This is a genomic window from Specibacter sp. NPDC078709 (assembly GCF_040686795.1).
Taxonomy (GTDB): Bacteria; Actinomycetota; Actinomycetes; order Actinomycetales; family Micrococcaceae; genus Specibacter.
Genome location: NZ_JBFBLU010000003.1, coordinates 97550 through 120639 on the forward strand (window position 1 = coordinate 97550; position 23090 = coordinate 120639).

Genomic DNA, 23090 nt, shown 5'->3' on the forward strand with positions numbered 1-23090 from the left:
GGGCTGATGCGCCTTGAAATAGCAGTTCAGGATGTTCCCGGCGCTCACCTTGCAGCCGCCCATGGCGCAGACCGCATTGAGCTGTGCTGTGCACTCCAGCTAGGTGGCCTCACACCGTCGCAGGGCTTGCTGCGCAGCGTTCGCTCCGCCGAGCCCGCCCTGCCCATCCATGCGTTGATCCGAGCCCGCCCCGGCGATTACGTCTATGACGCTCCAGCCCTTGCGCTCATGCTGGCTGAGATCAAAGAAATACGCGACGCCGGCGCCACCGGTGTGGTCATCGGCGCCCTAACGCCTGCTGACACCATTGACTACGCCGCAGTACAGGCCATGGTTGCGGCCGCTGATGGCCTGCACATCACCTTTCACCGGGCCGTGGATCACTTGTCCATGAACGACGCCGTTGCTGCCGTTGCCCGCTTGGCAAGCCTTGGTGTGCAGCGTATCTTGAGCTCCGGCGGGGCGCTCAAAGCCGGCGCCGGGTTGGCTCAGTTGCGGGCCATGCACGCGGCAGCCTCCGGGACCCTGACCATCATGGCTGGCGGCGGTGTGGACGTGGCGGACTTCGCGGCCTTTCATGACGCCGGTCTGCGCGACGTGCACCTCTCCGCCAAGCGAACCATCCATAAATCTACGCCCGGCCCGCTTACCGGGGCCGCACAGGCTGAAGACAATAGCTATTTTGTCACCGATGCACACATGGTGGAACAAGCTGGGATTGCGGCAAGGGCTCTGGCACTGGCCTGAGCCAGCCCCGGAGGCACTCGCACAAAACCTTGTTTAGCTACCAGACCAACGGCCCATGCCAGTTCAGCTAGTGGTGCAGACTCTATTTATTGCTTCTGTTTGGCTTCGCTGCTCAGTGCCACCCAGCTGGTGAGGACCTTAGCTGCTGCACCGCTATCAATGGAGGCCTCGGCCCTGACGACTGCGGCCGCCATCCGCTCTAGGAGAGTTCCTTCGTGAGAGCTGTCGTAAGCCACCAGGCCTGCTGCTGCATTCAGGACAACTGCGTCGCGCACTGGTGAACGTTCGCCATCAAGGATGCGGCGCACTACACCGGCATTGAATTCGGCGTTCTGTCCGCGCAGGTCCTCAATGGTGGCCCGAGGGATACCAAGATCCAAAGGATCAAAATGACTTTCGGTGATGGAATTGCCCCGGACCTCCCAGATGGAGGAGGTGCCCGTCGTCGTCAATTCATCAAGTCCGTCGCTGCCCCGGAACACCAAAGCCCGGATATTCCTGGCGGCCAGCACACCCGCCATCAGCGGAGCCATGCGAACATCGGCCACACCAATGGCCGACGCCACCACGCGGGCAGGATTGGTCAGCGGGCCTAGGAAGTTAAAGGCGGTGGGGACAGCAAGTTCTCTCCGCGCAACTGCGGCGTAGCGCATCGAGGGGTGGAAGAAGTTTGCGAAACAGAAGGTAATACCCACCTCCGTTGCAGCACGTTCGACCATTTCCAACGGCAGATCCAGGCGCACGCCCAGGCTCTCAAGAACATCGGCTGAACCTGCAGCCGAGGAAGAGGCCCGGTTACCGTGCTTAACCACGGTGGCACCCGCTCCAGCACACACCAAGGCCGCCATGGTGGAAATATTTACGGTGTTGAGACGATCTCCGCCCGTGCCAACAATGTCCAGAGCCTCACTGGAGACCCGTAACGGCCTGGCGTTGGAGAGCATTGCCTCCACGAGACCTGTCACCTCGGCCACGGTTTCACCCTTGGCCCGAAGCGCTACGAGGAATCCGGATATCTGCGCATCACTGGCATTGCCAGCCATGATCGTGTTCATTGCCCACGCAGTCGCGTCCTGTTCCAGATCATTTCCTGCAATCAATGCAGCAATGAGATTTGGCCACGTGTGCGTGCTTGACGGAGTGTCTAGGAGAGGATTCACCTTTCAAATATTAGACGAACTCGCAGCGTTCCCGGTCTTTGTGACCATTGACACGTGAAGCGTGTTGTGCATAGCCAACTGGGTTTAAGCTGTGAATACACCGGAATTTCGCAGGTTTGTAGAAAAAGATCGTTCATTCGGAGTTTTGCATTGGGAACTCTGGGGTTTTATAGACATAATGTCTATGTGACAACTGCGACCCATGCCCCCAGTACCCCGGCGCATCCGACGCTGAACCGCCCGAACTTGGTTTCTGTAGGAACCGTAGTTTGGCTGTCCAGTGAGCTGATGTTCTTTGCCGGCCTTTTTGCCATGTACTTCACACTGCGTTCCACCACTGGTGGGATGTGGGCTGAAGAAACGGCCAAGCTGAACTTCCCGTTCGCCTTGGTTAACACCCTCATCCTGGTTTCGAGCTCTTTTGCTTGCCAGATGGGTGTGTTCACCGCGGAGAACCTTCGGCCTCGCCGCACGGGAAGCCTCTTCCAGTTCTCCAAGTGGGGAATGACGGAGTGGTTCCTGTTGACCTTCGTTCTTGGTGCAATATTCGTTGCCGGTCAGACGACCGAATACGCAATGCTGACTTCCGAGCACGTGACCCTGAACTCCAACGCCTATGGCTCTGCCTTCTACATAACTACCGGGTTCCACGGCCTGCACGTTATTGGTGGCCTCATAGCATTCCTCCTCATCATTGGCCGCGCCTATGCAGCCAAGAACTTTGGACACTTTGAAGCTACGAGTGCGATCGTGACTTCTTACTACTGGCACTTCGTGGATGTCGTGTGGATCGGCCTGTTCTTGGTCATCTACGTCCTGAAGTAAGCTGCCCGCAGCTTACTTCTGCACAAGATACGAATTAGCATTTGCGGCTCTCACTAGGGGCTGCTGGATATAGATCAAAGGAACCACCAAGTGAAGGCACTCTCGCAGAAGCGACGTCATCCGCTGGCCGCACTAGCGTTGCTAGTGTTGGGGCTCATGCTGACAGGTGGGCTATACGCCGTTGTCACAACCGTGAATGAGGCCAAGGCCGATACCACCACCTACACTGCCCAGGAAGTGCAAGAGGGCGAGAAGCTCTTTGTCGCCAACTGCGCAACCTGCCACGGCCTCGGCGCCAGTGGTACCAACGCTGGCCCATCGTTGGCCGGCGTTGGCGCCGCTGCTGTCGACTTCCAGGTCGGCACAGGCCGCATGCCCATGCAGATGCAGGGACCCCAGGCACAGCAGAAGCCCCAGCAGTTCACCACCGCCCAGACCCGCGAAATGGCCGCCTATGTAGCCACTTTGGGTGACGGCCCGGCCATTCCCGAAGAGCAGTACCTCGACGGCGGTGGCGACGCAGCCATCGGTGGCGAGCTGTTCCGCGTTAACTGCGCCATGTGCCACAGCGCCGCTGCAGCCGGTGGCGCACTGACCCGCGGCAAGTTCGCACCCCCGCTGGCTGGCGTTGGAAACAGCCACATCTACAGCGCCATGGTTACCGGACCGCAGAACATGCCGGTCTTCAACGATGCCAACATCAGCCCTGATGGCAAGCGCGACATCATCACGTTCTTGAACACCATCGAAAACCAGGGCTCACCCGGTGGCGCCAAGCTTGGCTCACTGGGTCCGGTATCTGAGGGCTTGTTCCTCTGGACTGCCGTTCTGGGCGTCATCATCGGCTTCACCATCTGGCTGACCTCACGGACCTCCTAGGTCCATAAGAAGTCCCAAGATTTTGGCTGCAGCTGCAGCCGCAGAAACATACATTACGACCCCGGGAATGAACCGGGATAAGAGAAGGATGAGGGGATTATGGGCAACCATAGTGACGGCACGCCGACAGGCTCGGACGCCGTAGCTAAGGCTGGTCACAAAGAGGTGGATCAGTTCCAAGACCCGGGACTGCCTCCACACCGTTTGCGACTAGCTGACACGGACCCCAAGGCTGCAAAGCGGGCCGAACGCCAGGTGGCATGGCTATTTATCATTTCCATCGTCGGAACCTTGCTGTTCTTCGTGGGCTACTTCGGCATTCGACTAGATGACACCTTCGGCCAACTGCGACTGCAGAACACCCTTCTGGGCCTGGGCATCGCCTTTGCCATGTTGGGCATTGGAACAGGCATCGTGCACTGGGCTCGCGCCCTCATGCCGGACCACGAAGTCATTGAAGAACGCCACGAGCTGCGTCCCGAAGAGGACCGTCTGGCCGCTGTCGAGATCCTCGAGAACATTGTCGAAGAAACCGGTATCAAGCGTCGCCCGTTGATCCGCAACACCCTCCTTGGTGCTGTAGCTCTGGCTCCGCTGCCGGCTATCGCGATCTTCCGTGACCTGGGCCCGCTGCCGGGTGATTCTCTCCGCCACACACTGTGGAAGGAAGGCGAGCGTCTGGCTCGCGATCCCGACGGAACCCCGATCAAGGCCTCCGATGTCACCATCGGCTCTGCCTTCCACGTGATTCCGGAATCGCTGAACAGCCTCGAGCACGGCAAGTTGAACGAAAAGGCCAAGGCCGTCGTCTTGCTGATGCGCCTGAACCCGGAAGACCTCAACCCTTCCGAAGGTCGCGAAGACTGGGGCTACAACGGGATCGTTGCTTACTCCAAGATCTGCACCCACGTCGGTTGCCCTGTTGCCCTGTACGAGCAGCAGACACACCACCTGCTGTGCCCCTGCCACCAGTCGACCTTCGACCTAACGCAGGAGTGCAAGGTCATCTTTGGCCCGGCCGTCCGTCCTCTGCCGCAGTTGCCCATCTCAGTTGATGCTGATGGCTACTTGGTCGCCCAGAGCGACTTCCACGAACCTGTTGGACCGAGCTTCTGGGAGCGTGGCTAAACATGTCTGCAGTTACTGAAACAACCTTCGAACCCAAAACGTCCACAGGACGCATTACCAACTTTGTTGATGAGCGTGTTGGCGGTTCGGGTATTGTCCGTGAGTTCGCCCGGAAGGTCTTCCCTGACCACTGGTCATTCATGTTCGGCGAGGTGGCACTGTACTCCTTCGTCATTTTGCTCCTCTCGGGTACCTTCCTGACGTTCTTCTTTGATCCGTCCATGGCAGAGACCCACTACAACGGTCCCTACGTCCCGCTCAAGGGTGTGGAGATGTCGGTGGCTTACAACTCCACTCTGCAGCTCTCCTTCGAGGTTCGTGGCGGCTTGTTCATGCGCCAGGTTCACCACTGGTCTGCGCTGCTCTTCGCAGCCGCCGTGGCCGTGCACATGCTCCGCGTATTCTTCACTGGCGCATTCCGCAAGCCCCGCGAACTGAACTGGGTTGTGGGTGGCGTGCTGCTCATCCTCTCCTTGGCTGCAGGCTTCACCGGCTACTCGCTCCCCGATGATCTGCTCTCCGGTAACGGTCTGCGCATCATTGACGGTGTGGTCAAGTCCATCCCCGTGGTCGGTACTTACATCTCCTTCTTCCTCTTCGGTGGAGAGTTCCCGGGCACCATGATTGTTGGCCGCCTCTACATGATGCACATCATGTTAGTTCCGGCACTGATCCTCCTCATGGTTGCCATCCACTTGTTCATGGTTGTCATCCACAAGCACACGCAGTACCCCGGCCCGGGACGCAACGACCGCAACGTCGTCGGCTTCCCCCTCGGCCCGGTATACGCTGCCAAGGCTGGTGGCTTCTTCTTCATCATGTTCGGCATCATTGCCTTCATCTCCGCTACCTTCCAGATCAACCCGGTCTGGAACTACGGCCCGTATGACCCCTCCCCCGTATCGGCAGGCACCCAGCCTGACTGGTACATCGGATGGGTCGATGGCGCCCTGCGTTTGATGCCAGGCTGGCTGTTCAACATCCCGATGGAATGGCACATCCCGCTGCCGTGGGGTACCAACACGCTGTCCTTCAACGTGCTTGGCCCGGCATTGCTGCCAGCTGGTCTGCTGTTCACCGTCCTGTTCCTGTACCCGTGGATTGAGCGCTGGGTAACCCGCGACAACCGCGAGCACCACGTACTCGACCGTCCTCGCAACGTACCGACGCGTACCGCCATCGGTATTGCAGGCTTCATCTTCTACTGCGTCATGTGGGCAGCTGCAAGCTCCGACTTGATCGCAACGCACTTTGAAGTCTCATTGAACGATGTCACGTACTGGCTGCGTGTACTGTTCTTCGTCGGCCCGATTCTTGGCTTCGTCGTCACCAAGCGTGTTTGCTTGGCGCTGCAGCGCAAGGACCGCGAGATCGCACTGCACGGCCGCGAGACCGGCCGCATTGTGCGCCTGCCGCACGGTGAGTTCCAGGAGATCCACGCACAGCTCGATGACTACAAGCGCTACAAGCTGGTTGGTTACGAGTCCCCCGTTGCTGAAGAGGGCATCCCGAATGAAAACGGGATCGTCACGAAGCAGGAGAACCTGCGCTCCAAGCTCAGCGGCTTCTTCTTCGAGGACCGCGTGGCTCCGGCCACACCGTCCGAACTCGAAGCAGGTCATCACCACGAGGCTGTCGCAGCCGGTGAAGACGACAAGGCCATCACCCACTAAGCATCACAGTGGTAGTTAGTCCATAAGCAATTAGGCGGTTCCTCCGGGAGCCGCCTAATTGCTTTAACATCTGCACCGCTGCGCCGAGTTTGCGGGTTTCGGGTCTCCAAACGGCAGATGACGCGATAGCCGTAGTCGAGTCGACACATATGGCCCCGAATGTACCCAAATTAGGGGCCATATGTGTCGACTCGAATCTGTGGACTGACTGGCTGGCTGGCTGGCTGGCTCCATGCGGCCGTGCTTTCCGCCGCATCTGCTGCAGCCTCAAAGGTGGGAACCGCAGCAACTGTTGTTTCAACTATGCCGTCCCCTACTCGTCGAACTGTCCGGCGCTCCTTCTAACAAGCCGTGCGGCGTCCAACGGGCTCGACGCCCACTCTTCGCCAGCGGGCCAACAAGGCGCAGGAGCGACTCCACGGACCCCCTAGAGCGTGCCTAGTACATGCGTCGTGAGCGCACACCAGCGCGTTGCAAGGGCACACGGAGCTTGTAGCGGTCAGCCCGGTAGAAAGACACGGAGTAATCCACGGTTGCGCGCGAAACAAACGCGTGGCGTTCAGTTCTGAGCACCGGCGCACCGATATCCACTTGCAGGAGTCGCGCAATCGAAGGTGTCGCGGCATTGGCCTCGATGGTGTCCTCGCCCCACTCGATGATGAGTCCGTACCGCTCTCCCAGCACGTTGTACAGGGAAGTGGGTGGTCCGGCATCTAGAATCCCTGGGACCCGCCATGCCGGGATGAAGTTCTCATCGACGCTCATGGGCAGATCATCTGCCAGCAGTAGACGCCGCAGACGGATCACGGCGGCACCCTCTTCTATCTGGAGCTCACGGGCCAGCCTGGCCGTCGCGGGAATCTGTTCGAAGGCTAGTGTGCGCGCAGCCGGGCGCAGACCACGACGGGCCATTTCCTCAGAGTAGGAGGTCAATTTGAGAGTGACATCGAGTTTCGCCCTGGCCACAAAGGTGCCAACGCCCACCACTCGTTCGAGCAGTTCTTCCTCAACCAGGGCCTCGACGGCTTGACGCAGGGTCATGCGAGCAACACCAAAACGCTCGGCCATGTCACGTTCGGAGGGCAGCTGCCGGCCTGGCTTGCTGCTCTCTACGATGTACTGGCGCAGCAACTCCCGGAGCTGGATATGGACCGAAATCTTAGCGTCCCTGTCCAACTCCCCCGGGATCTCGCTCGCCGAAGGCACTAAATAGCCCATGAAACTCCTCTGTTCACATGTACCAGCTTAAAACACGACTACTCTCTATACAGAACCACCTACCGTAGGAGTAATCATGTACACCCGGAAAGCCACAGTGGTAGCCGGCGTTGGCTTGCACGCCCGTCCCGCTGCCGTCTTCGTCAGGGCAGTCAATAAAACCGGCTTGCCCATCACGTTGGCGAAGGACGGGCAATCCCCCATCGACGCTAGGTCTTTACTGGCCGTCATGAGCGCTGACTTTGAGCACGGCACCGAAGTAGAGATCGGCGTGGGACCTCATGAAGCCCCCGAGGAGTCCGTTGTAGCCGCCGTAGACGCCCTAGCGGAGCTCTTGCGTACCGATCTCGTCGATCTCTAAACCACAGCCTCCCAGGCGCTGTGGCAGCCTTGAGGCAGTAGCAGCGCAGCCGCGGTACCCGTGCTTGAATCAGCACTCCGCGATTGAACATGAAATTCAGAAGGAAACATTAAAGGGATTGCCCCGCACCAATGGTGCGGGGCAATCCCTTTCATGTTTGCACGTCCCTGTCAGCAGGAACGAACGTGTCCTGCTAGTGTGCGTGGTCTCCGCGGCTGTACTCGTAGACCCAGCCAACCAATGCGATGACGGTCAGGCCGACACCCATGAGGAAGACCCACCAGCCTACGGCAAGGCCCAGGAAACCTGAGGCAGCGCCCAAGCTGAGGACCAGCGGCCACCAGCTCCAGGGGCTGAAGTGACCCTGCTCGCCGGAACCCTCATGAACTTCAGCATCAAGGCGATCCTCGGGACGAGGACCAACCCTTTTGCCGGTGAAGTGAAGGTAGACGCCAATCATGAAGCACAAGCCTGAAAGCAAGTACAAGGCCAAGAAGCCAACGGGTTCATTCCACTCAACCATGAAGCCATAAACAGTGGCGACGGGGATGAAGAACAGACCAACCAAATTGAAGAGACCAGATTCTATCTTCACTTTTTGGCTCCCTTCGATGCTGCAGCCGGTACGGGCTGGTAATGCGGGGCCAGCTCCGGGTGGTGGAGATCAAGTGCCGGACGCTCCGAACGGATACGCGGCAGCGAGGTGAAGTTGTGGCGCGGCGGCGGGCAAGATGTTGCCCACTCCAAGGAAGCACCGAAGCCCCAAGGATCATCGACCTCAACCTTCTTGCCACTGCGCCAGGTGATGTACACGTTCCAGAACCACGGGATCATCGAGGCGCCCAAGACGAAGGATGAAATGGTGGAGAACTGGTTCATCCAGGTGAAGTTGTCTTCAATCATGTAGTCGGCGTAACGACGTGGCATACCCATGACACCCAACCAGTGCTGGATCAAGAAGGTGCCGTGGAAGCCCAGGAACAAGAGCCAGAAGTGGATCTTGCCAAGACGTTCGTTGAGCATCTTGCCAGTGAACTTGGGCCACCAGAAGTAGAAGCCGGCGAACATGGCGAATACCACTGTGCCAAAGACCACGTAGTGGAAGTGAGCAACCACAAAGTAGGTATCCGATACGTGGAAGTCAAGCGGCGGTGAAGCCAAGATGATTCCGGTCAGACCACCGAACAAGAAGGTGACGATGAAGCCAAGGCTCCACAACATCGGTGTTTCGAAGGTCAAGGACCCTCGCCACATGGTGCCGATCCAGTTGAAGAACTTCACGCCTGTTGGAACGGCGATCAGCATCGTCATGAAGGAGAAGAACGGCAGCATGACCTGGCCGGTGACGTACATGTGGTGAGCCCACACAGTCACGGACAGTGCGGCGATGGAAATGGTGGCGAACACCAGACCCTTGTAACCGAAGATTGGCTTGCGGCTAAAGACCGGGAAGATTTCAGAGACGATGCCGAAGAACGGCAGCGCAATAATGTATACCTCAGGGTGGCCGAAGAACCAGAAGAGGTGTTGCCAGAGCATGGCTCCACCGTTTTCGGCGTCGAATATATGGGCCCCAAAGCGGCGGTCTGCACCCAGTGCGAACAGGGCTGCTGCCAGCGGCGGGAAGGCCATCATGACCAAGATACCGGTGATCAGCGTGTTCCACGTGAAGATCGGCATGCGCCACATGGTCATGCCCGGGGCACGCATGCAGATGATCGTGGTGATGAAGTTTACCGAGCCGAGAATGGTACCGAAACCGCTCAGTGCCAGACCGAAGACCCAGAGATCTCCACCGACGCCGGGGCTGTAGGTGGTGTTTGACAGTGGCGCGTAGGCGAACCAGCCGAATGCTGCAGCACCCTGAGGGGTGATGAAGCCGGCGATGGCAATGGTGCTACCGAAGCTGAAGAACCAGAACGCGAGTGCGTTCAGTCGCGGGAACGCAACATCCGGTGCACCAATCTGCAACGGCATGATGACGTTGGCGAAGCCAGCGAACAGCGGTGTTGCGAACATGAGCAGCATGATGGTGCCGTGCATGGTGAACAACTGGTTGTACTGATCCTTGGTCTGCAGGATCTGCATACCGGGCTCAAACAATTCCGCCCTGATGATAAGCGCCATGACGCCACCAAGACAGAAGAATACGAATGATGAAATCAGGTACATGTACCCAATTGTTTTGTGGTCGGTGGAGGTGATCCAGTTGACGACAATGCGTCCCTTGGAAACCGGAACGACTCTAGGTGCAGCTGAATTGACTTCAGTTGCCGAGTACTCGAGCGTAGACACTTTCCTCTCCCCCCTACTTCTTCTGGATCTCAGTGATGGCGGCGTTGGGGTTGCGGTCGTACTTCTCAGTCAACTCGCCAGTCTGGCCCTTGTCCTTCAGCGATGCGAGGTGGGCATCGAACTCTGCCTGCGTAACAACCTTGACGTTGAAAAGCATCTCAGAGTGGTACTCGCCACAAAGCTCAGCACACTTGCCGTCATACGTTCCCAACGCCGTGGGCGTCAGGGTCATGTAGTTGGTCTTGCCGGGAAGCATGTCCTTCTTGTCCAGGAATGCGGGAACCCAGAAGGAGTGAATAACTTCGCGTGAGTTCAACTGAAGCTCAACCGAACGGTTCACGGGCAAATACAGTGTGGGCAGAGTCGACTTATCGAACGGCTTGCCATCCAACTCAGCCTGAACACCGACGGAATACACAGATTCCTTCACGTCGTTGCCAGCCAAGTAGTTGAAGTCGAATGACCACTGCTTGGCCCGGACGTCAATCGTCACATCCGGGTTGTCGTCACGGGCATTGATGGATTCTTGTTCCACGTTCGTGAAGTGGAAGAACACCAGCACCATGAACAACGGCACCAACACATAAAAAACCTCCAACGGGAGGTTGTAACTGGTCTGCCGCGGGAAGCCCGTGGCGCCCTTGCGGCGACGGTAGGCAATGATGCACCAGATAACCAGTCCCCACGTAATAAGGCCGATGATCAAAATGGTGATCCAGGTGTTGACCCACAGATCGATGATTCCCGCCGTGTGATTGGTGGTATCTCGTTCTGATGGCATCCAGCCATTTTTATTCTCTGCCGTGCATCCTGACAAAGCTAACGCTCCGGCAATCGCCAACCCAGCTATGGGGATGACTTTTGCGCGTCGGCTGCCGGTTCGGTCCTGCGAACTCACAGACGGCCCTTCCTCTTGTTACTACGCTCTGCAACGGTTGCATACCGCTGGAGCTAAATGGGTTTTACTACTCGGTGTAGAGCTTACCGCTATGGCACACAAAATGCGTACTAAACCCTCCGTGCGTCGGATGTCCATCAAGAAACTTGATGGACATCCCTACCTCGAGTAGAAGATTTCTTAGTGGAACGAATCGCCGCAGGCGCAAGAGCCTCCGGCATTGGGGTTATCAATAGTGAAACCCTGCTTTGAGATGGTGTCTTCAAAGTCGATGCTGGCACCATCCAGGTAAGGCACGCTCATTTTGTCGATGACAACTTCGACACCGTCAAAATCGCGCACAGCGTCTCCGTCGAGCATGCGCTCATCGAAGTACAGCTGGTAGATCAGACCGGAGCAACCTCCGGGCTGGACTGCCACGCGCAGACGCAGATCGGTGCGGCCTTCCTGTTCAAGGAGGCTGCGCACCTTGCCGGCAGCAACATCGCTGATCAGCACACCATGGGTGGGCAGCTCAGTGGCTTCTGCGACAGTGGCAGAGGAAGTTTCTTCGTGGACATTTGCAGTCATGGCATTTCCTTACGTGGGGGTACAAGTACATGCTACGTCGAGCCCGGCAGGGGCGCTAACTAGTCTCAACCTTTCGTGTCGGCTTTCTGTTCCCCTAGCGCGCCAGCATTGACGGCCGCTAGGAGCAGAGCCTGCGACACAATTGCCTTTTCGAAGTCACCGAGGTGCAGTGATTCGTTGGCACTGTGCGCTCGGGAATCGGGATCTTCGACGCCGGTCACCAAGATCTGCGCCTCCGGAAAGGTCTCCTTCAAATCTGCAATAAACGGAATGGAGCCGCCCATTCCTGTCTCCACAGCCGGGACTCCCCACGACTCCCCCATCGCCCACAGGGCTGTCCGAGCTGCGGCCGCTGTGGTGTCAGTTGCGAAGGCCTGGCCAGCCTCGCCGGGAACGAACGTTGCCTGAGCACCAAACGGTGCGTTGGCTGCCACGTGCGCCGCCAGAGCTTCCATGGCCGCCGCCGGGTCCTGGCCGGGAGCCAAACGCATACTGATTTTGGCCCGCGCCGAAGGTAGCAATGTGTTTGAACTCATATCCACGCTGGGGATGTCCATGCCGATAATCGATAGTGCCGGCTGGGCCCACAACCGTGAGGTGAGGCTGCCACGGCCAGCCAGCTGGACGCCGTCGAGCACGGCAGCATCAGCACGGAACGAGTCCTCTGGATAGTCCAGGGCCACTTCAGGGCCGGTGTGCAATCCGGCGACGGCCACCGAACCCTGCTCGTCATGGAAAGTCGCGATCAATCTGGCCAACAGGGTGGGCGCGTCAAGCAGTGGCCCACCAAACATCCCGGAGTGGACAGCATGGTTGGTGACACGGACCTCAACAGTGCCGTCAACGAGACCTCGCAAGCTGGTGGTCAAGGCGGGAACGCCGACCTGCCAGTTCGCGGAATCAGCCACGACGATCACATCGCCGGCGAGGAGTTCACGGTACTCGTGCAGGAAGTCCTTGAAGGTGGGCGAACCGGCTTCTTCCTCGCCTTCGATGAAGAAGGTAATTCCGACGCCGAACTCGGCACCGAGCGTTTCGGTTACGGCACGGAAAGAGGCAATGTGCGCCATGATGCCAGCCTTGTCATCAGCGGCTCCGCGCCCATAGAGCCGTCCGTCACGTTCCGTGGCAACAAACGGTTCACTGTTCCACAGCGCAGAGTCGCCGGGAGGCTGAACGTCGTGATGGGCATACAGCACAATGGTGGGCATGCCGGGGGCCGGAAGCTTCCTGGCCACGACGGCGGGACCACCTTGGCCGCCGTCGTTCTTGGGAACACGGAGGATCTGCACGTCATCGAGGCCTGTGGAACGGATCAAGGCGGCCACAGCGTCTGCGCTGCGCTCAAGCTGGGCGGCGTCGAAGGCTTCCCAGGCGATGCCGGGAATGGCCACGAGCTCCACCAGCTCCGCGACAGTAGTGGCGAAGTTAGCGGCAACGCTGGCACGCAGTCCAGCAATGGGGAGTTGGGCAGCAAGTTCGGGAGCCAGCATGTGGGCGCCGGTGTTTTCAAGAGTCATAATCCCCAGACTACCGCCGGAAAATCGACTTCGGTCACGGTGGCCGTCCGGTTCAGGGTATCCTTTACGGGTGTTTGGACGTAAGAAAGATCAAGCCCCCGACCCGCAGGTCACGCCTGCCTCCAACGAGCCGATTGACCGGTCTAGGGACCCGCAATCAGCCAAAGGCGTGCCCACGCCGTCGCGTAAAGCGCAGGAGGAGGCGCGCAAGCGACCCCTCGTGCCGAACGACCGCGTCGCAGCCAAAGGCGCCGCCCGTGATGCCCGCCGCGAGGAACAGGCCCGCATGCGCCGAGCTCTTGATACCGGCGAGGAACGTTTCCTTCCCGCCCGTGACAAGGGCCCCCAAAAACGTTATGTGCGCGACTATGTCGATGCCCGTTTCAGCTTGGGCGAGTACGTTATGTTCGCTGCACTGGCGATTGTGCTGCTGACGGTCGTCATCCCGCCCACGAACGACGCCACCTTGGTCTTGTTTGCCGCTTTCTGGGTCATGGTCGCCGGTGTTGCCGTGGATGTCTGGATCATGACCCGCAAGCTCAAGCGCCTGCTGATCGCCAAATTTGGCAGCGTCGATCCCGGTGTCATCTGGTACGCCTCCATGCGCGCCATGCAGTTCCGCCGCTTGCGCCTGCCCAAGCCCCTGGTACGTCGCGGAGAATGGCCTTCCTAACGTTCCGTTACTCAACGCACCCCAGCACAACACGCCGGTCACCTCCTTCGGGAAGTGACCGGCGTCGTACTTTAAACAGTGGCTAAACTCAAAGCATGGAATATAGATACCTTGGCCGTTCGGGCCTGAAGATCACTGAAATCACCTACGGCAACTGGCTCACCCACGGCTCTCAGGTGGAGAACGACGTCGCCACGGCATGCGTCCGCGCCGCGCTCGACGCCGGCATCACCACCTTTGACACGGCCGACGCCTACGCGAATGGCAAGGCAGAAGAGGTTTTGGGCGCCGCCTTGGCCTCCGAGCCCCGCGAATCCTTGGAAGTGTTCACCAAGGTGTACTGGCCGGTGGGGCTCAAGGGACCCAACGACACTGGGCTCTCGCGCAAACACATTATGGAGGGCATCAACAACTCTCTGCGCCGCCTGAACATGGACTACGTGGATCTGTACCAAGCCCACCGCTTCGACTACGAAACACCGTTAGAAGAGACCATTTCCGCATTCGCCGATGTGGTGCGAGCCGGAAAAGCGCTGTATATCGGCGTTTCGGAGTGGAATGCGCAGCAGCTGCGCGAGGGCCAACGCCTGGCCCGCGAGGCCGGATTCTCCTTGGTCTCCAACCAGCCGCAGTACTCGGCGCTGTGGCGCGTCATTGAACCCGAGGTCATCCCGGCGTCGATTGAATTGGGCATGTCCCAAGTGGTGTGGTCACCCATGGCGCAGGGCGTCTTGAGCGGCAAATACCTCCCCGGTGCTCCCTTGCCTGCTGGTTCACGAGCCATGGATGAGCATGGCGGGGCGAACACCATCAAGGCATTCCTTGATGATGAGATTCTCTCCAACGTGCAAAAGCTGCGCCCCGTTGCCGACGAGCTTGGTCTGAGCATGCCTCAGCTGGCCATCGCATGGGTGTTGCAAAACGAGAACGTTGCCACTGCCCTCGTGGGTGCTTCGCGTCCCGAGCAGGTTGCCGAGAACGTCAAGGCCTCCGGCGTAAAGATTCCGACCGAGCTCATGGCCGCCATCGACACCGCCCTGGCCCCGTCGATTGTTAACGACCCCGCCAAGACGGTCAGCCCGGCAACGCGCGTAGCGTAGCAGGCGCGGTTACGCCCAGTTCCAGCGTCGGTAGCCCCTCGCGAGCAAAATCCATCCTCGCTTCAGGGCTTCCGACTGCGGAGTCGGACTTTGTCGTCCCTAAACTAGGCACATGAGAAGCGGGAGCCGTGGTCCTCGGAGCGGGGATGGATTTCCCCGCACTGTCTGAGGAACGAAGAACGGGCGAGAGATCTTACTGCCCGCGAGAAGACCCCGGCTCCCGCTTCCACGGGAGCCATGCTACGTCCCGTCCGGAACTACTTGCGCAGCGCGGCCAGTTCTTTGTTGATGCGGGCTGCCCAGAAGGGGCCCTCATAGAGGAAGGCCGTGTAGCCCTGGACCAGGGTGGCGCCAGCGTCGAGACGCTCCTGGACGTCAGCGCCGGTTTCCACGCCGCCTACTGAGATCAAGGTCAGCTGATCCCCAACAAGGGCTTTTAGCTGGCGCAGCACGGCCAGTGAACGAGCCTTTAGAGGTGCTCCGGAGAGCCCTCCGGCGCCCTTCTCCTGCACCATCGCGTCCGGGCTGGCCAGTCCGTCGCGGCTGATGGTGGTATTGGTGGCAATAATGCCGTCGAGCTTGAGTTCAAGAGCTAGTGCGGCAACGTCGGCCACGTCCTCATCGGCAAGGTCCGGCGCAATCTTGACCAGTAGCGGAACATGACGCCCGGCAGCGGAGTCGGCCGCCTCACGCACACCTGTCAGCAGGGGCCGCAAGGTTGCTACATCCTGGAGCAAGCGCAGGCCCGGAGTGTTGGGTGAACTGACATTGACCACCATGTAGTCGGCCGAGTCCGCCAAAGTGCGCGCACTGATGAGGTAGTCGCCCAGCGCATCCTCCAGCTCAACAATCTTTGTCTTGCCAATGTTCACACCAATGATGGGACGAACAGTAGGGTAAGTCTTGCGTAAGCCAGCCAATGCCTGCTTGAGGCGCGGCGCAACGGCGGAGGCGCCGTCGTTATTGAACCCCATGCGGTTGATGACGGCCCGGTCCGCAACGAGACGGAACAGACGAGGTTGCGGGTTGCCGTCCTGAGCCTGACCGGTGATGGTGCCAACTTCAACGTGACCAAAGCCGAGATTGGCAAGGGCGTTGATGCCCTGGCCTTCCTTGTCAAAACCGGCGGCTAGGCCAAACGGCGTCGGGAAGGTCAAGCCCAGCGCCTGCGTTTGCAGCGAGGTGGGAGGGGTAAACATGCGGCGCAGCACAGCACCAGCTCCCACGGTATGGATGGCCTTGATCATGGTGAACCCGATCTTGTGGGCCTTTTCGGCATCCATCCAAGAAAAGCAGAGCCGGAAAACTGTGGGATAAATTCGCATACCCCTAGTTTTCCGGTTCCGCCGCCCAACTGCAAAACGCTTGAACATGACGTGGACGCGAAGGGCACTACCCACCGGAGACAAAAGAGGCGTTAGCATGGCCCAATGAATACCAATGGCGGTAGCATCTGGCAGCAGTCTGACGTGGTGGTTGTGGGGGCAGGGCTCTCCGGTCTGGTGGCTGCCGCCGAAGCCTATAACGCGGGGCGCAAGGTACTGATCCTGGATCAGGAGCCTGAGGCGTCCTTGGGCGGACAGGCGCATTGGTCCTTTGGTGGGCTATTCCTGGTTGACTCCCCCGAACAGCGGCACCTGGGCGTGAAGGATTCGGTGGAGTTGGCCATGAGCGACTGGATGGGCTCGGCCGCCTTTGACCGCCCCGAGGACACCTGGCCCCGCGCCTGGGCGGAAGCGTATGTGAACTTCGCCGCCGGCGAGAAACGCTCGTGGCTCCACGCCCTGGGCGTGCGCCTCTTCCCTCTGGTCCAGTGGGCCGAACGCGGCGGTTACGACGCACAAGGACACGGCAACTCCGTCCCCCGCTTCCACCTTGTCTGGGGCACCGGCCCCGGCATCGTTGCGCCCTTCCTGAGCAAAGTGCAGGAAGGTATTGCCGCCGGACGCGTGCAAATCGCTTTCCGTCACCGTGCTACAGAGTTAATGTTCGACGCCGGAGCCGTCACCGGAGTGCGTGGCCAACTCCTGGAGCCTTCTGCGGCCGCTCGGGGTGTTGCCAGTGGCCGGACCGTGATGGGCGACTTTGAGGTCTCCGCTGACGCAGTTATTGTCACCACCGGTGGCATTGGCGGAGACCATCCCATGGTCCGTGAGCAGTGGCCCAACGGTAGTGGACCGGACTACATGCTGACAGGGGTTCCAGCCTCGGTGGACGGTGAGTTCCAGCAGTCTGTCGCCAACAGTGGTGGCAGCCTGATCAACACCGACCGCATGTGGCACTACCCCGAGGGCATCCACAATCCTGATCCGGTGTGGCCCAACCACGGAATTCGTATCCTGTCCGGCCCCTCTCCCCTGTGGCTCGACGCCACCGGAAAGCGGCTGCCTGTCCCCTTGTTCCCCGGCTTTGATTCGCTAGGCACCCTGCGCCATCTGGAGTCAACCGGCCACGGGCATTCTTGGTTTGTGCTGAACAAAACCATCATGAGCAAAGAATTTGCGCTCTCCGGTTCCGAACAAAACCCGGATCTGACAGGTAAAGACGTCAAGCTGCTGGCGAAGCGGGCGCTTCCGGGCACGGTTGGTCCCGTGCAGAAGTTTCTTGATGCCGGGATCGACTTCGTTCAGGCCACCACAGCGCAGGAACTGGCCGCCAAAATGAACGCTTTAGTCGGTAGCTCCTTGATCGATCCTGTCGGGCTGCACCATTCCATCGCTGCCCGGGACATGCAAGTGCACAGTGGGCTGGGCAAGGACACCCAACTCAATGCCATCCGAGAAGCACGCCGTTTTACCACCGATAAGTTGATGCGTGTTGTGCCACCGCATCCCATGCTGGCGCCGGAGCACGGCCCGCTCATTGCCGTCCGCTTGACCACCTTGACCCGCAAAAGTCTGGGCGGGCTTGCCACGGATCTATCTGCACGAGTTCTGGGCTCCGACGGCACACCGATCCCTGGCCTCTTTGCTGCCGGTGAAGCGGCCGGTTTTGGCGGTGGCGGTATGCACGGCTACCGCTCGCTAGAGGGCACGTTCTTGGGTGGCTGCCTGTTCTCCGGGCGCACGGCCGGCCGGGAGGCTGCGGGTAGCATCGGTGGATGAGCAACAGCAAAGTAGCGTGGGTGGAAGATATTCTGGGTCCCGATTACCAGGCAACCACCTTGCTGGTGCAGACCCGCGAACATGCGGTTGCCGAGCAAACGGATGTTGAACAGGACACTGCTGAACACAAGTTTGCTGAACAAGGCTCCACTGATCCGCACTTGGTGGAACAAGTTAGTGCCGAACAAGACGCAGTCCAGCAGGATGTTGCCGGCCGTCACTACAGAGCCACCTTGGTGCGGCACCGTCCGCATGAGCCGAAACCTGGGGCCGGGCAGCCCGGCACAGCTATCCCCGTGCTCTTCATTCACGGGTGGAGCGACTACTTCTACAACACTGGGCTGGCCGAGTTCTTTACGGACCGAGGCTACGACTTTTATGCCCTTGACCTCCACAACCATGGACGCAGCTTAGATTCCCTCGAGATGGGCGGCTATGTAGCTGACCTCGCCGATTACGACGCCGAGATTCTCGCCGCACACACAGTTATTTCTGGTGGCAGTCCGCTAATCTTGGTGGGCCACTCCACTGGCGGACTCATCGCGACCTTGTGGGCGCACCACCATCCCGGACTCGTCAGCCATCTGGTGCTCAACAGCCCGTGGTTGGAGATCCAAGGCGGGGCTGCCATCAGGCGTGCTGCAACTCCGTTGGTCCAGCTTGCCGATCTGCGACCGCTGCTGCGTATGCGCGTGCCAGAGCGTTCTTTCTATTGGCGCGGTATCAGCAATCAGGCCTACGGAGAATGGCCGGTCGATACGGCACTGCGTCCGCCGCATGCATTTCCCGTGCGGGCAGGATGGATGAAGGCTATTTTGGCGGCTCAGCAGGAGGTGGCTACCGGATTGAGACTCCCTATGCCGATCCTGGTGCTGCTCTCCTCCAAAAGCATGCTCGGCCCGGTCTGGAATGACCAAATGCTGCACGCCGATGTTGTTTTGGATGTCCGTTCTCTAGCCTTACGAACCCTTTCTCTGGGTAACTCCGTCACGCTGGAAAGGATCGACGGCGCGCTGCACGAGGTGTTCTTATCACGCCGCTCGGTCCGTGAAGACGCCTATGCCAAATTGGCGCGATGGCTACGCGGCTATGTAGCTATGTAGCTATGTAGCTATGTAGCTACTGAGTTAATACATTCGTACTAAATTAGGTGTACTAAATAAGGCTAGACCGTTCAACCTAGGCTTGAGCGGCCGCGTCAACCGCTCCGCCGTAGCGGCGGTCTCGGCGAGCATACTCATCCACGGCAGCCCACAGGGTGCGCCGGTCCACGTCAGGCCACATCGTATTCATGAAGACGAACTCCGCATAGGCCGACTGCCACAGCAAGAAGTTGGAGAGACGCTGTTCTCCGCTGGACCTCAAGAACAAGTCAACATCCGGCACATCCGGCAGGTACAGGTAATTCTGAAGCGTCTTTTCACTCACTTGCTTGGGGCTGAGCCGTCCGGCCGCGACGTCGGCCGCCAAGGCTGCCACGGCATCGGCAATCTCAGCCCGACCGCCGTAGTTAACACACATGGTTAACGTAATCACGTCGTTGTCTTTGGTGTGTTCCTGGGCCGTTTCCAGCTCCTTGATAACCGAGCCCCACAATTTGGGTCGGCGTCCGGCCCAGCGAATCCTTACGCCCCACGCGTCCAGCTGGTCGCGCTGCCGTCTTAATACATCTTTGTTAAAACCCATCAGGAAGCGAATCTCTTCGGGTGAACGCTTCCAATTCTCCGTAGAAAAGGCGTAGACACTGACGTACTTAATGCCCATTTCAATGGCCCCGGCCATCACATCCAACAGCGCCGGCTCTCCCGCTTTGTGACCCTCGATACGGGGCAGTCCCCGCTCGTTGGCCCAACGACCGTTACCGTCCATAACTATGGCCACATGCTCAGGAATGAGCTCACTCGGGATGGAAGGAACTGACACACCCGATGCGTGCGGCCACGGTGCCACAACGGGCGGCTTGGCAGCACTGCGGCCGGCCTTGGATCGGTTGCTCTTTTTTCCGCTAAGCTCCATTGCCATATTCCTATACACGCTCCACGAGTTTCAGAGAACGCACTGTGCGTTCCAAATGCCATTGCACGTATCCAGCCACGAGTCCGGCTGCTTCACGCCGATGAATGGTCAAAGAGCCATCCGCACCAGCCCAATTGCCGCTGAGCAATTGTCCCAGCAACGCCATGGTCTCCGGTGCTGGAGCAGCCGAGCCCGGTGGCCGGCACTCGTGGCAGACGGCCCCGCCCAGAGACACGTTGAAAGCACCATGGGGGCCGGGTTCACCACAGCGGGCACAGTCGGAGAAGCTGGGTGCCCAACCCGCGATCGATACCGCACGCAGCAGATAGGAATCCAGGATCAGTTCAGGCGCATGCGCACCGCGGCTGAGGGCAGCCAGCGCGCCCACCAGCAGTAGGTAGTGGGCCGTTGAGGTCTCTCCATCAATGTCGGTGAGCCGCTCCGCAGTTTCAGCCATAGCGGCGGCGACTACATACCTGTCATAGTTCGCGGCGATCGCATCCCCATAGCTAGCTCGAGCAACAGCCTGGGTGACGATATCAAGTGACCGGCCCTTGACGAGCTGCAAATCTGCCACCATAAACGGTTCAAGCCGGGCACCGAACTTACTACTGGTACGTCGCACGCCCTTGGCTACCGCCCGCAGCTGCCCATGATGGTGGGTCAGGAGGGTGATGATTCGATCTGCCTCACCCAATTTATGGGTACGTAGGATGACGGCGTCATCTCTATAGGTACGGGCAGCAAACGATTGATTGGACACTCCCCCATTGTCCCATCATTGCCCACAGAAGCGGTCCAAACCGCGCCGGGAATAGCAACACCCCGGTACTAACCCTGCGCAGGGCCAGCACCGGGGTGTTGTTTAGAACAGCATCCAGGAATAGGGATTAACCGTTTTTGACGTCCCGGATGGCACGGTTGACAGCCGAGATGACTGCCTTCAGTGAAGAGGTCGAGGTGTTGGCATCAATGCCCACACCCCACAGCACTCGTTCACCCACAGCACATTCCACGAACGCTGCGGCGCGCGCGTCGCCGCCTTCAGAGAGAGCGTGCTCGGAGTAATCCAGAACCCGCACGTCTACGCCGTCCTCGGCCAAGATGGCCAACAGGGCCGCGATGGGGCCGTTGCCGGTTCCTGTACGTGTGTGAATCGTGCCATCGATGCTGACCTTGGCGGTGAGGCTCATTTCGCCGTCGTCGTCGGTCGAAGTTGAGAACGAACCAATGCGGTAGCGACCCCACTGCGCGTCAGTGTCCTCAGCCGGCAGGTACTCATCCTTGAAGATGGTCCAGAGTTCTGCGGCACTCACTTCGCCACCCACTGTGTCGGTGCGCTGCTGGATGACACCAGAGAATTCAATCTGCGCCCGGCGCGGCAGGTCCAGGCTGTGCTCGTTCTTGAGCAGGTAGGCCACACCGCCCTTGCCCGACTGGGAGTTGACGCGGATGACAGCCTCGTAGCTGCGTCCTAGGTCCTTCGGATCGACGGGCAGGTAGGGGACTGCCCAGGTGTGCTGGTCCACGGTTGTGCCAGCCGCAGCAGCGTCCGCTTCCATGGCGTCGAAGCCCTTCTTGATGGCATCCTGGTGCGAGCCAGAGAAAGCGGTGAATACCAGATCTCCACCGTAAGGCGAACGCTCCGGGACAGGCAACTGATTGCAGTACTCCACCGTGCGGCGAATCTCATCGATGTCGGAGAAGTCGAGCATGGGATCGATGCCCTGGGTGAACATGTTCAGTCCCAGTGTCACCAAGTCCACGTTGCCGGTGCGTTCGCCGTTGCCAAACAAGCAACCTTCGATCCGGTCGGCACCTGCCAAATAGCCCAATTCCGCTGCGGCAACGCCTGTTCCACGGTCGTTGTGGGGGTGCAGAGACAGCACGATTCCCTCACGCGGATGCAGATTGCGGCTCATCCATTCAATGGAGTCCGCGTACACGTTGGGAGTGGCCATCTCCACCGTTGCCGGCAAGTTCATGATGACCTCATTGTCAGCTGAAGCCTCGAAAATCTCAGCAATGGCGTTGCAGACACGCAGTGCGTATTCCGGTTCGGTGCCTGTGAAGGACTCCGGTGAGTACTCATACGTGATCTTGGTATCAACGAGTGTCTCTTCATACTTCTTGCACAGGCGAGCCCCCTGCAGGGCAATGTCCAAGATGCCGTCCTCGTCCTGGTTGAACACCACACGGCGCTGCAGCACAGACGTGGAGTTGTACAGGTGAACGATCGCCTGCTTGGCGCCTTGGAGCGACTCATAGGTCCGCTCGATCAAGTGCTCACGGGCCTGGGTCAGTACCTGGATCGTGACGTCGTCGGGGATGTGGCCGCCTTCGATCAGCTGGCGCACAAAGTCAAAGTCGGTTTGTGAAGCAGACGGAAAGCCAACTTCAATCTCTTTGAAACCCATCTTGACGAGCAGCGCAAACATCTTCAATTTGCGGCCTGGGCTCATGGGGTCGATGAGCGCCTGGTTACCGTCCCTCAGGTCAACGGCGCACCAGCGCGGGGCCTTCGTGATGGTTTTGTCCGGCCAGGTGCGGTCAGGCAGGCTGACATTGATCTGGTCTTGGAATGGAATGTAGCGGTGGACTGGCATTCCAGAGGTTTTTTGTGCATTTCGCATTGTGGGGTGACCTTAATGTTATTCAACGAGAGAGAGGCCGGCCGGGCAACACAAACACCGCAGCGAGGGTGGCCATTGTCCGCATTGATCACATCAACGGGTTCGAGGCCTCGCCGCGGCAGCTAAGAAGAAGCATTCCAGTGCGCACATTTTTACCCTAACACGGCACGTAGGATGAAGGTGAACGAACTCACTTAGGGTGTGCACGCACCTTGTAACTGTCAGACGTTTGCCAAGCGCCACCGTTTGAGGGGGCGTTTCCTTAACCGAGGTTGACCAGCTACGACTGG

The 23090-nt window shown here is 59.3% G+C and carries 21 protein-coding genes; 10 read left to right on the forward strand and 11 right to left on the reverse strand.

Annotated elements, in window-relative coordinates; translation table 11 throughout:
- Positions 1-6 precede the first annotated feature (6 nt).
- On the forward strand, positions 7-747 hold the full coding sequence (locus AB0P14_RS07055) for a copper homeostasis protein CutC (RefSeq protein WP_363839670.1): 741 nt from the start codon (positions 7-9) through the stop codon (positions 745-747).
- An 86-nt stretch (positions 748-833) separates the two neighbouring features.
- Here AB0P14_RS07055 and trpD read toward each other — a convergent pair whose 3' ends face one another.
- Positions 834-1907 carry an anthranilate phosphoribosyltransferase gene (gene trpD / locus AB0P14_RS07060; RefSeq protein WP_363839673.1) on the reverse strand — a complete coding sequence of 358 codons (1074 nt, stop codon included), beginning with the start codon at positions 1905-1907 and terminating at the stop codon, positions 834-836.
- Positions 1908-2093: 186 nt separating this feature from the next.
- Between trpD and AB0P14_RS07065 the strand changes: the two genes are divergently transcribed.
- The 4 genes from AB0P14_RS07065 (at position 2094) to AB0P14_RS07080 (ending at position 6412) form a co-directional block, all read left to right on the forward strand.
- A complete protein-coding gene (locus tag AB0P14_RS07065; RefSeq protein ID WP_363839676.1) occupies positions 2094-2732 on the forward strand; it encodes a heme-copper oxidase subunit III in 639 nt (212 codons plus the stop codon).
- A gap of 90 nt (positions 2733-2822) precedes the next feature.
- A complete protein-coding gene (locus AB0P14_RS07070; protein ID WP_363839679.1) occupies positions 2823-3611 on the forward strand; it encodes a cytochrome c in 789 nt (262 codons plus the stop codon).
- 99 nt (positions 3612-3710) lie between these two features.
- Positions 3711-4739, forward strand: coding sequence for a Rieske 2Fe-2S domain-containing protein (locus AB0P14_RS07075; protein WP_363839682.1), 1029 nt, complete (start codon positions 3711-3713; stop codon positions 4737-4739).
- Positions 4740-4741: 2 nt separating this feature from the next.
- Positions 4742-6412, forward strand: coding sequence for a cytochrome bc complex cytochrome b subunit (locus AB0P14_RS07080; protein ID WP_363839685.1), 1671 nt, complete (start codon positions 4742-4744; stop codon positions 6410-6412).
- Positions 6413-6850: 438 nt separating this feature from the next.
- On the opposite strand, the gene AB0P14_RS07085 is transcribed toward AB0P14_RS07080, so the two are convergent.
- On the reverse strand, positions 6851-7630 hold the full coding sequence (locus AB0P14_RS07085; protein WP_363839688.1) for a GntR family transcriptional regulator: 780 nt from the start codon (positions 7628-7630) through the stop codon (positions 6851-6853).
- 76 nt (positions 7631-7706) lie between these two features.
- Between AB0P14_RS07085 and AB0P14_RS07090 the strand changes: the two genes are divergently transcribed.
- Positions 7707-7991 carry an HPr family phosphocarrier protein gene (locus AB0P14_RS07090; protein ID WP_363839691.1) on the forward strand — a complete coding sequence of 95 codons (285 nt, stop codon included), beginning with the start codon at positions 7707-7709 and terminating at the stop codon, positions 7989-7991.
- Between the two features lie 193 nt (positions 7992-8184).
- Here AB0P14_RS07090 and AB0P14_RS07095 read toward each other — a convergent pair whose 3' ends face one another.
- From AB0P14_RS07095 to AB0P14_RS07115, 5 genes are all read right to left on the reverse strand, one after another.
- A complete protein-coding gene (locus AB0P14_RS07095; protein ID WP_363839694.1) occupies positions 8185-8586 on the reverse strand; it encodes a cytochrome c oxidase subunit 4 in 402 nt (133 codons plus the stop codon).
- Positions 8583-10286: a cytochrome c oxidase subunit I gene (gene ctaD / locus AB0P14_RS07100; protein ID WP_363839697.1), complete on the reverse strand. Its 1704-nt coding sequence runs from the start codon at positions 10284-10286 to the stop codon at positions 8583-8585. The genes AB0P14_RS07095 and ctaD overlap by 4 nt, the downstream gene beginning before the upstream one ends.
- Before the next feature lie 13 nt (positions 10287-10299).
- Positions 10300-11184 carry a cytochrome c oxidase subunit II gene (gene coxB / locus AB0P14_RS07105; protein ID WP_363839700.1) on the reverse strand — a complete coding sequence of 295 codons (885 nt, stop codon included), beginning with the start codon at positions 11182-11184 and terminating at the stop codon, positions 10300-10302.
- 180 nt (positions 11185-11364) lie between these two features.
- Positions 11365-11754, reverse strand: a complete 390-nt coding sequence (locus AB0P14_RS07110) for an iron-sulfur cluster assembly accessory protein (protein ID WP_363839703.1) — start codon at positions 11752-11754, stop codon at positions 11365-11367.
- Between the two features lie 65 nt (positions 11755-11819).
- Positions 11820-13247: a dipeptidase gene (locus tag AB0P14_RS07115; RefSeq protein WP_363840409.1), complete on the reverse strand. Its 1428-nt coding sequence runs from the start codon at positions 13245-13247 to the stop codon at positions 11820-11822.
- Positions 13248-13344: 97 nt separating this feature from the next.
- Here AB0P14_RS07115 and AB0P14_RS07120 point away from each other — a divergent pair, with 97 nt between their 5' ends.
- Positions 13345-13947: a DUF3043 domain-containing protein gene (locus tag AB0P14_RS07120; RefSeq protein WP_363839706.1), complete on the forward strand. Its 603-nt coding sequence runs from the start codon at positions 13345-13347 to the stop codon at positions 13945-13947.
- A 95-nt stretch (positions 13948-14042) separates the two neighbouring features.
- Complete coding sequence (locus AB0P14_RS07125) at positions 14043-15047, forward strand: aldo/keto reductase family protein (RefSeq protein ID WP_363839708.1); 1005 nt, start codon at positions 14043-14045, stop codon at positions 15045-15047.
- Positions 15048-15304: 257 nt separating this feature from the next.
- On the opposite strand, the gene AB0P14_RS07130 is transcribed toward AB0P14_RS07125, so the two are convergent.
- A complete protein-coding gene (locus tag AB0P14_RS07130) occupies positions 15305-16372 on the reverse strand; it encodes a quinone-dependent dihydroorotate dehydrogenase (protein ID WP_363839711.1) in 1068 nt (355 codons plus the stop codon).
- A 105-nt stretch (positions 16373-16477) separates the two neighbouring features.
- On the opposite strand from AB0P14_RS07130, the gene AB0P14_RS07135 reads away from it, so the two are divergent.
- A complete protein-coding gene (locus AB0P14_RS07135) occupies positions 16478-18151 on the forward strand; it encodes an FAD-binding dehydrogenase (protein ID WP_363839714.1) in 1674 nt (557 codons plus the stop codon).
- Positions 18148-19254 (forward strand): alpha/beta hydrolase, encoded by a 1107-nt coding sequence (locus tag AB0P14_RS07140; RefSeq protein ID WP_363839717.1) that lies wholly within the window; start codon positions 18148-18150, stop codon positions 19252-19254. The genes AB0P14_RS07135 and AB0P14_RS07140 overlap by 4 nt, the downstream gene beginning before the upstream one ends.
- Before the next feature lie 76 nt (positions 19255-19330).
- Here AB0P14_RS07140 and AB0P14_RS07145 read toward each other — a convergent pair whose 3' ends face one another.
- The 3 genes from AB0P14_RS07145 to leuA all read right to left on the reverse strand — a co-directional run bounded on the left by AB0P14_RS07145 (position 19331) and on the right by leuA (position 22800).
- Positions 19331-20173, reverse strand: coding sequence for an isoprenyl transferase (locus AB0P14_RS07145; protein WP_363839720.1), 843 nt, complete (start codon positions 20171-20173; stop codon positions 19331-19333).
- Positions 20174-20177: 4 nt separating this feature from the next.
- Positions 20178-20930 carry a DNA repair protein RecO gene (gene recO / locus AB0P14_RS07150; RefSeq protein WP_363839723.1) on the reverse strand — a complete coding sequence of 251 codons (753 nt, stop codon included), beginning with the start codon at positions 20928-20930 and terminating at the stop codon, positions 20178-20180.
- 127 nt (positions 20931-21057) lie between these two features.
- Positions 21058-22800, reverse strand: a complete 1743-nt coding sequence (gene leuA / locus AB0P14_RS07155; RefSeq protein WP_363839726.1) for a 2-isopropylmalate synthase — start codon at positions 22798-22800, stop codon at positions 21058-21060.
- Positions 22801-23090 lie beyond the last annotated feature (290 nt).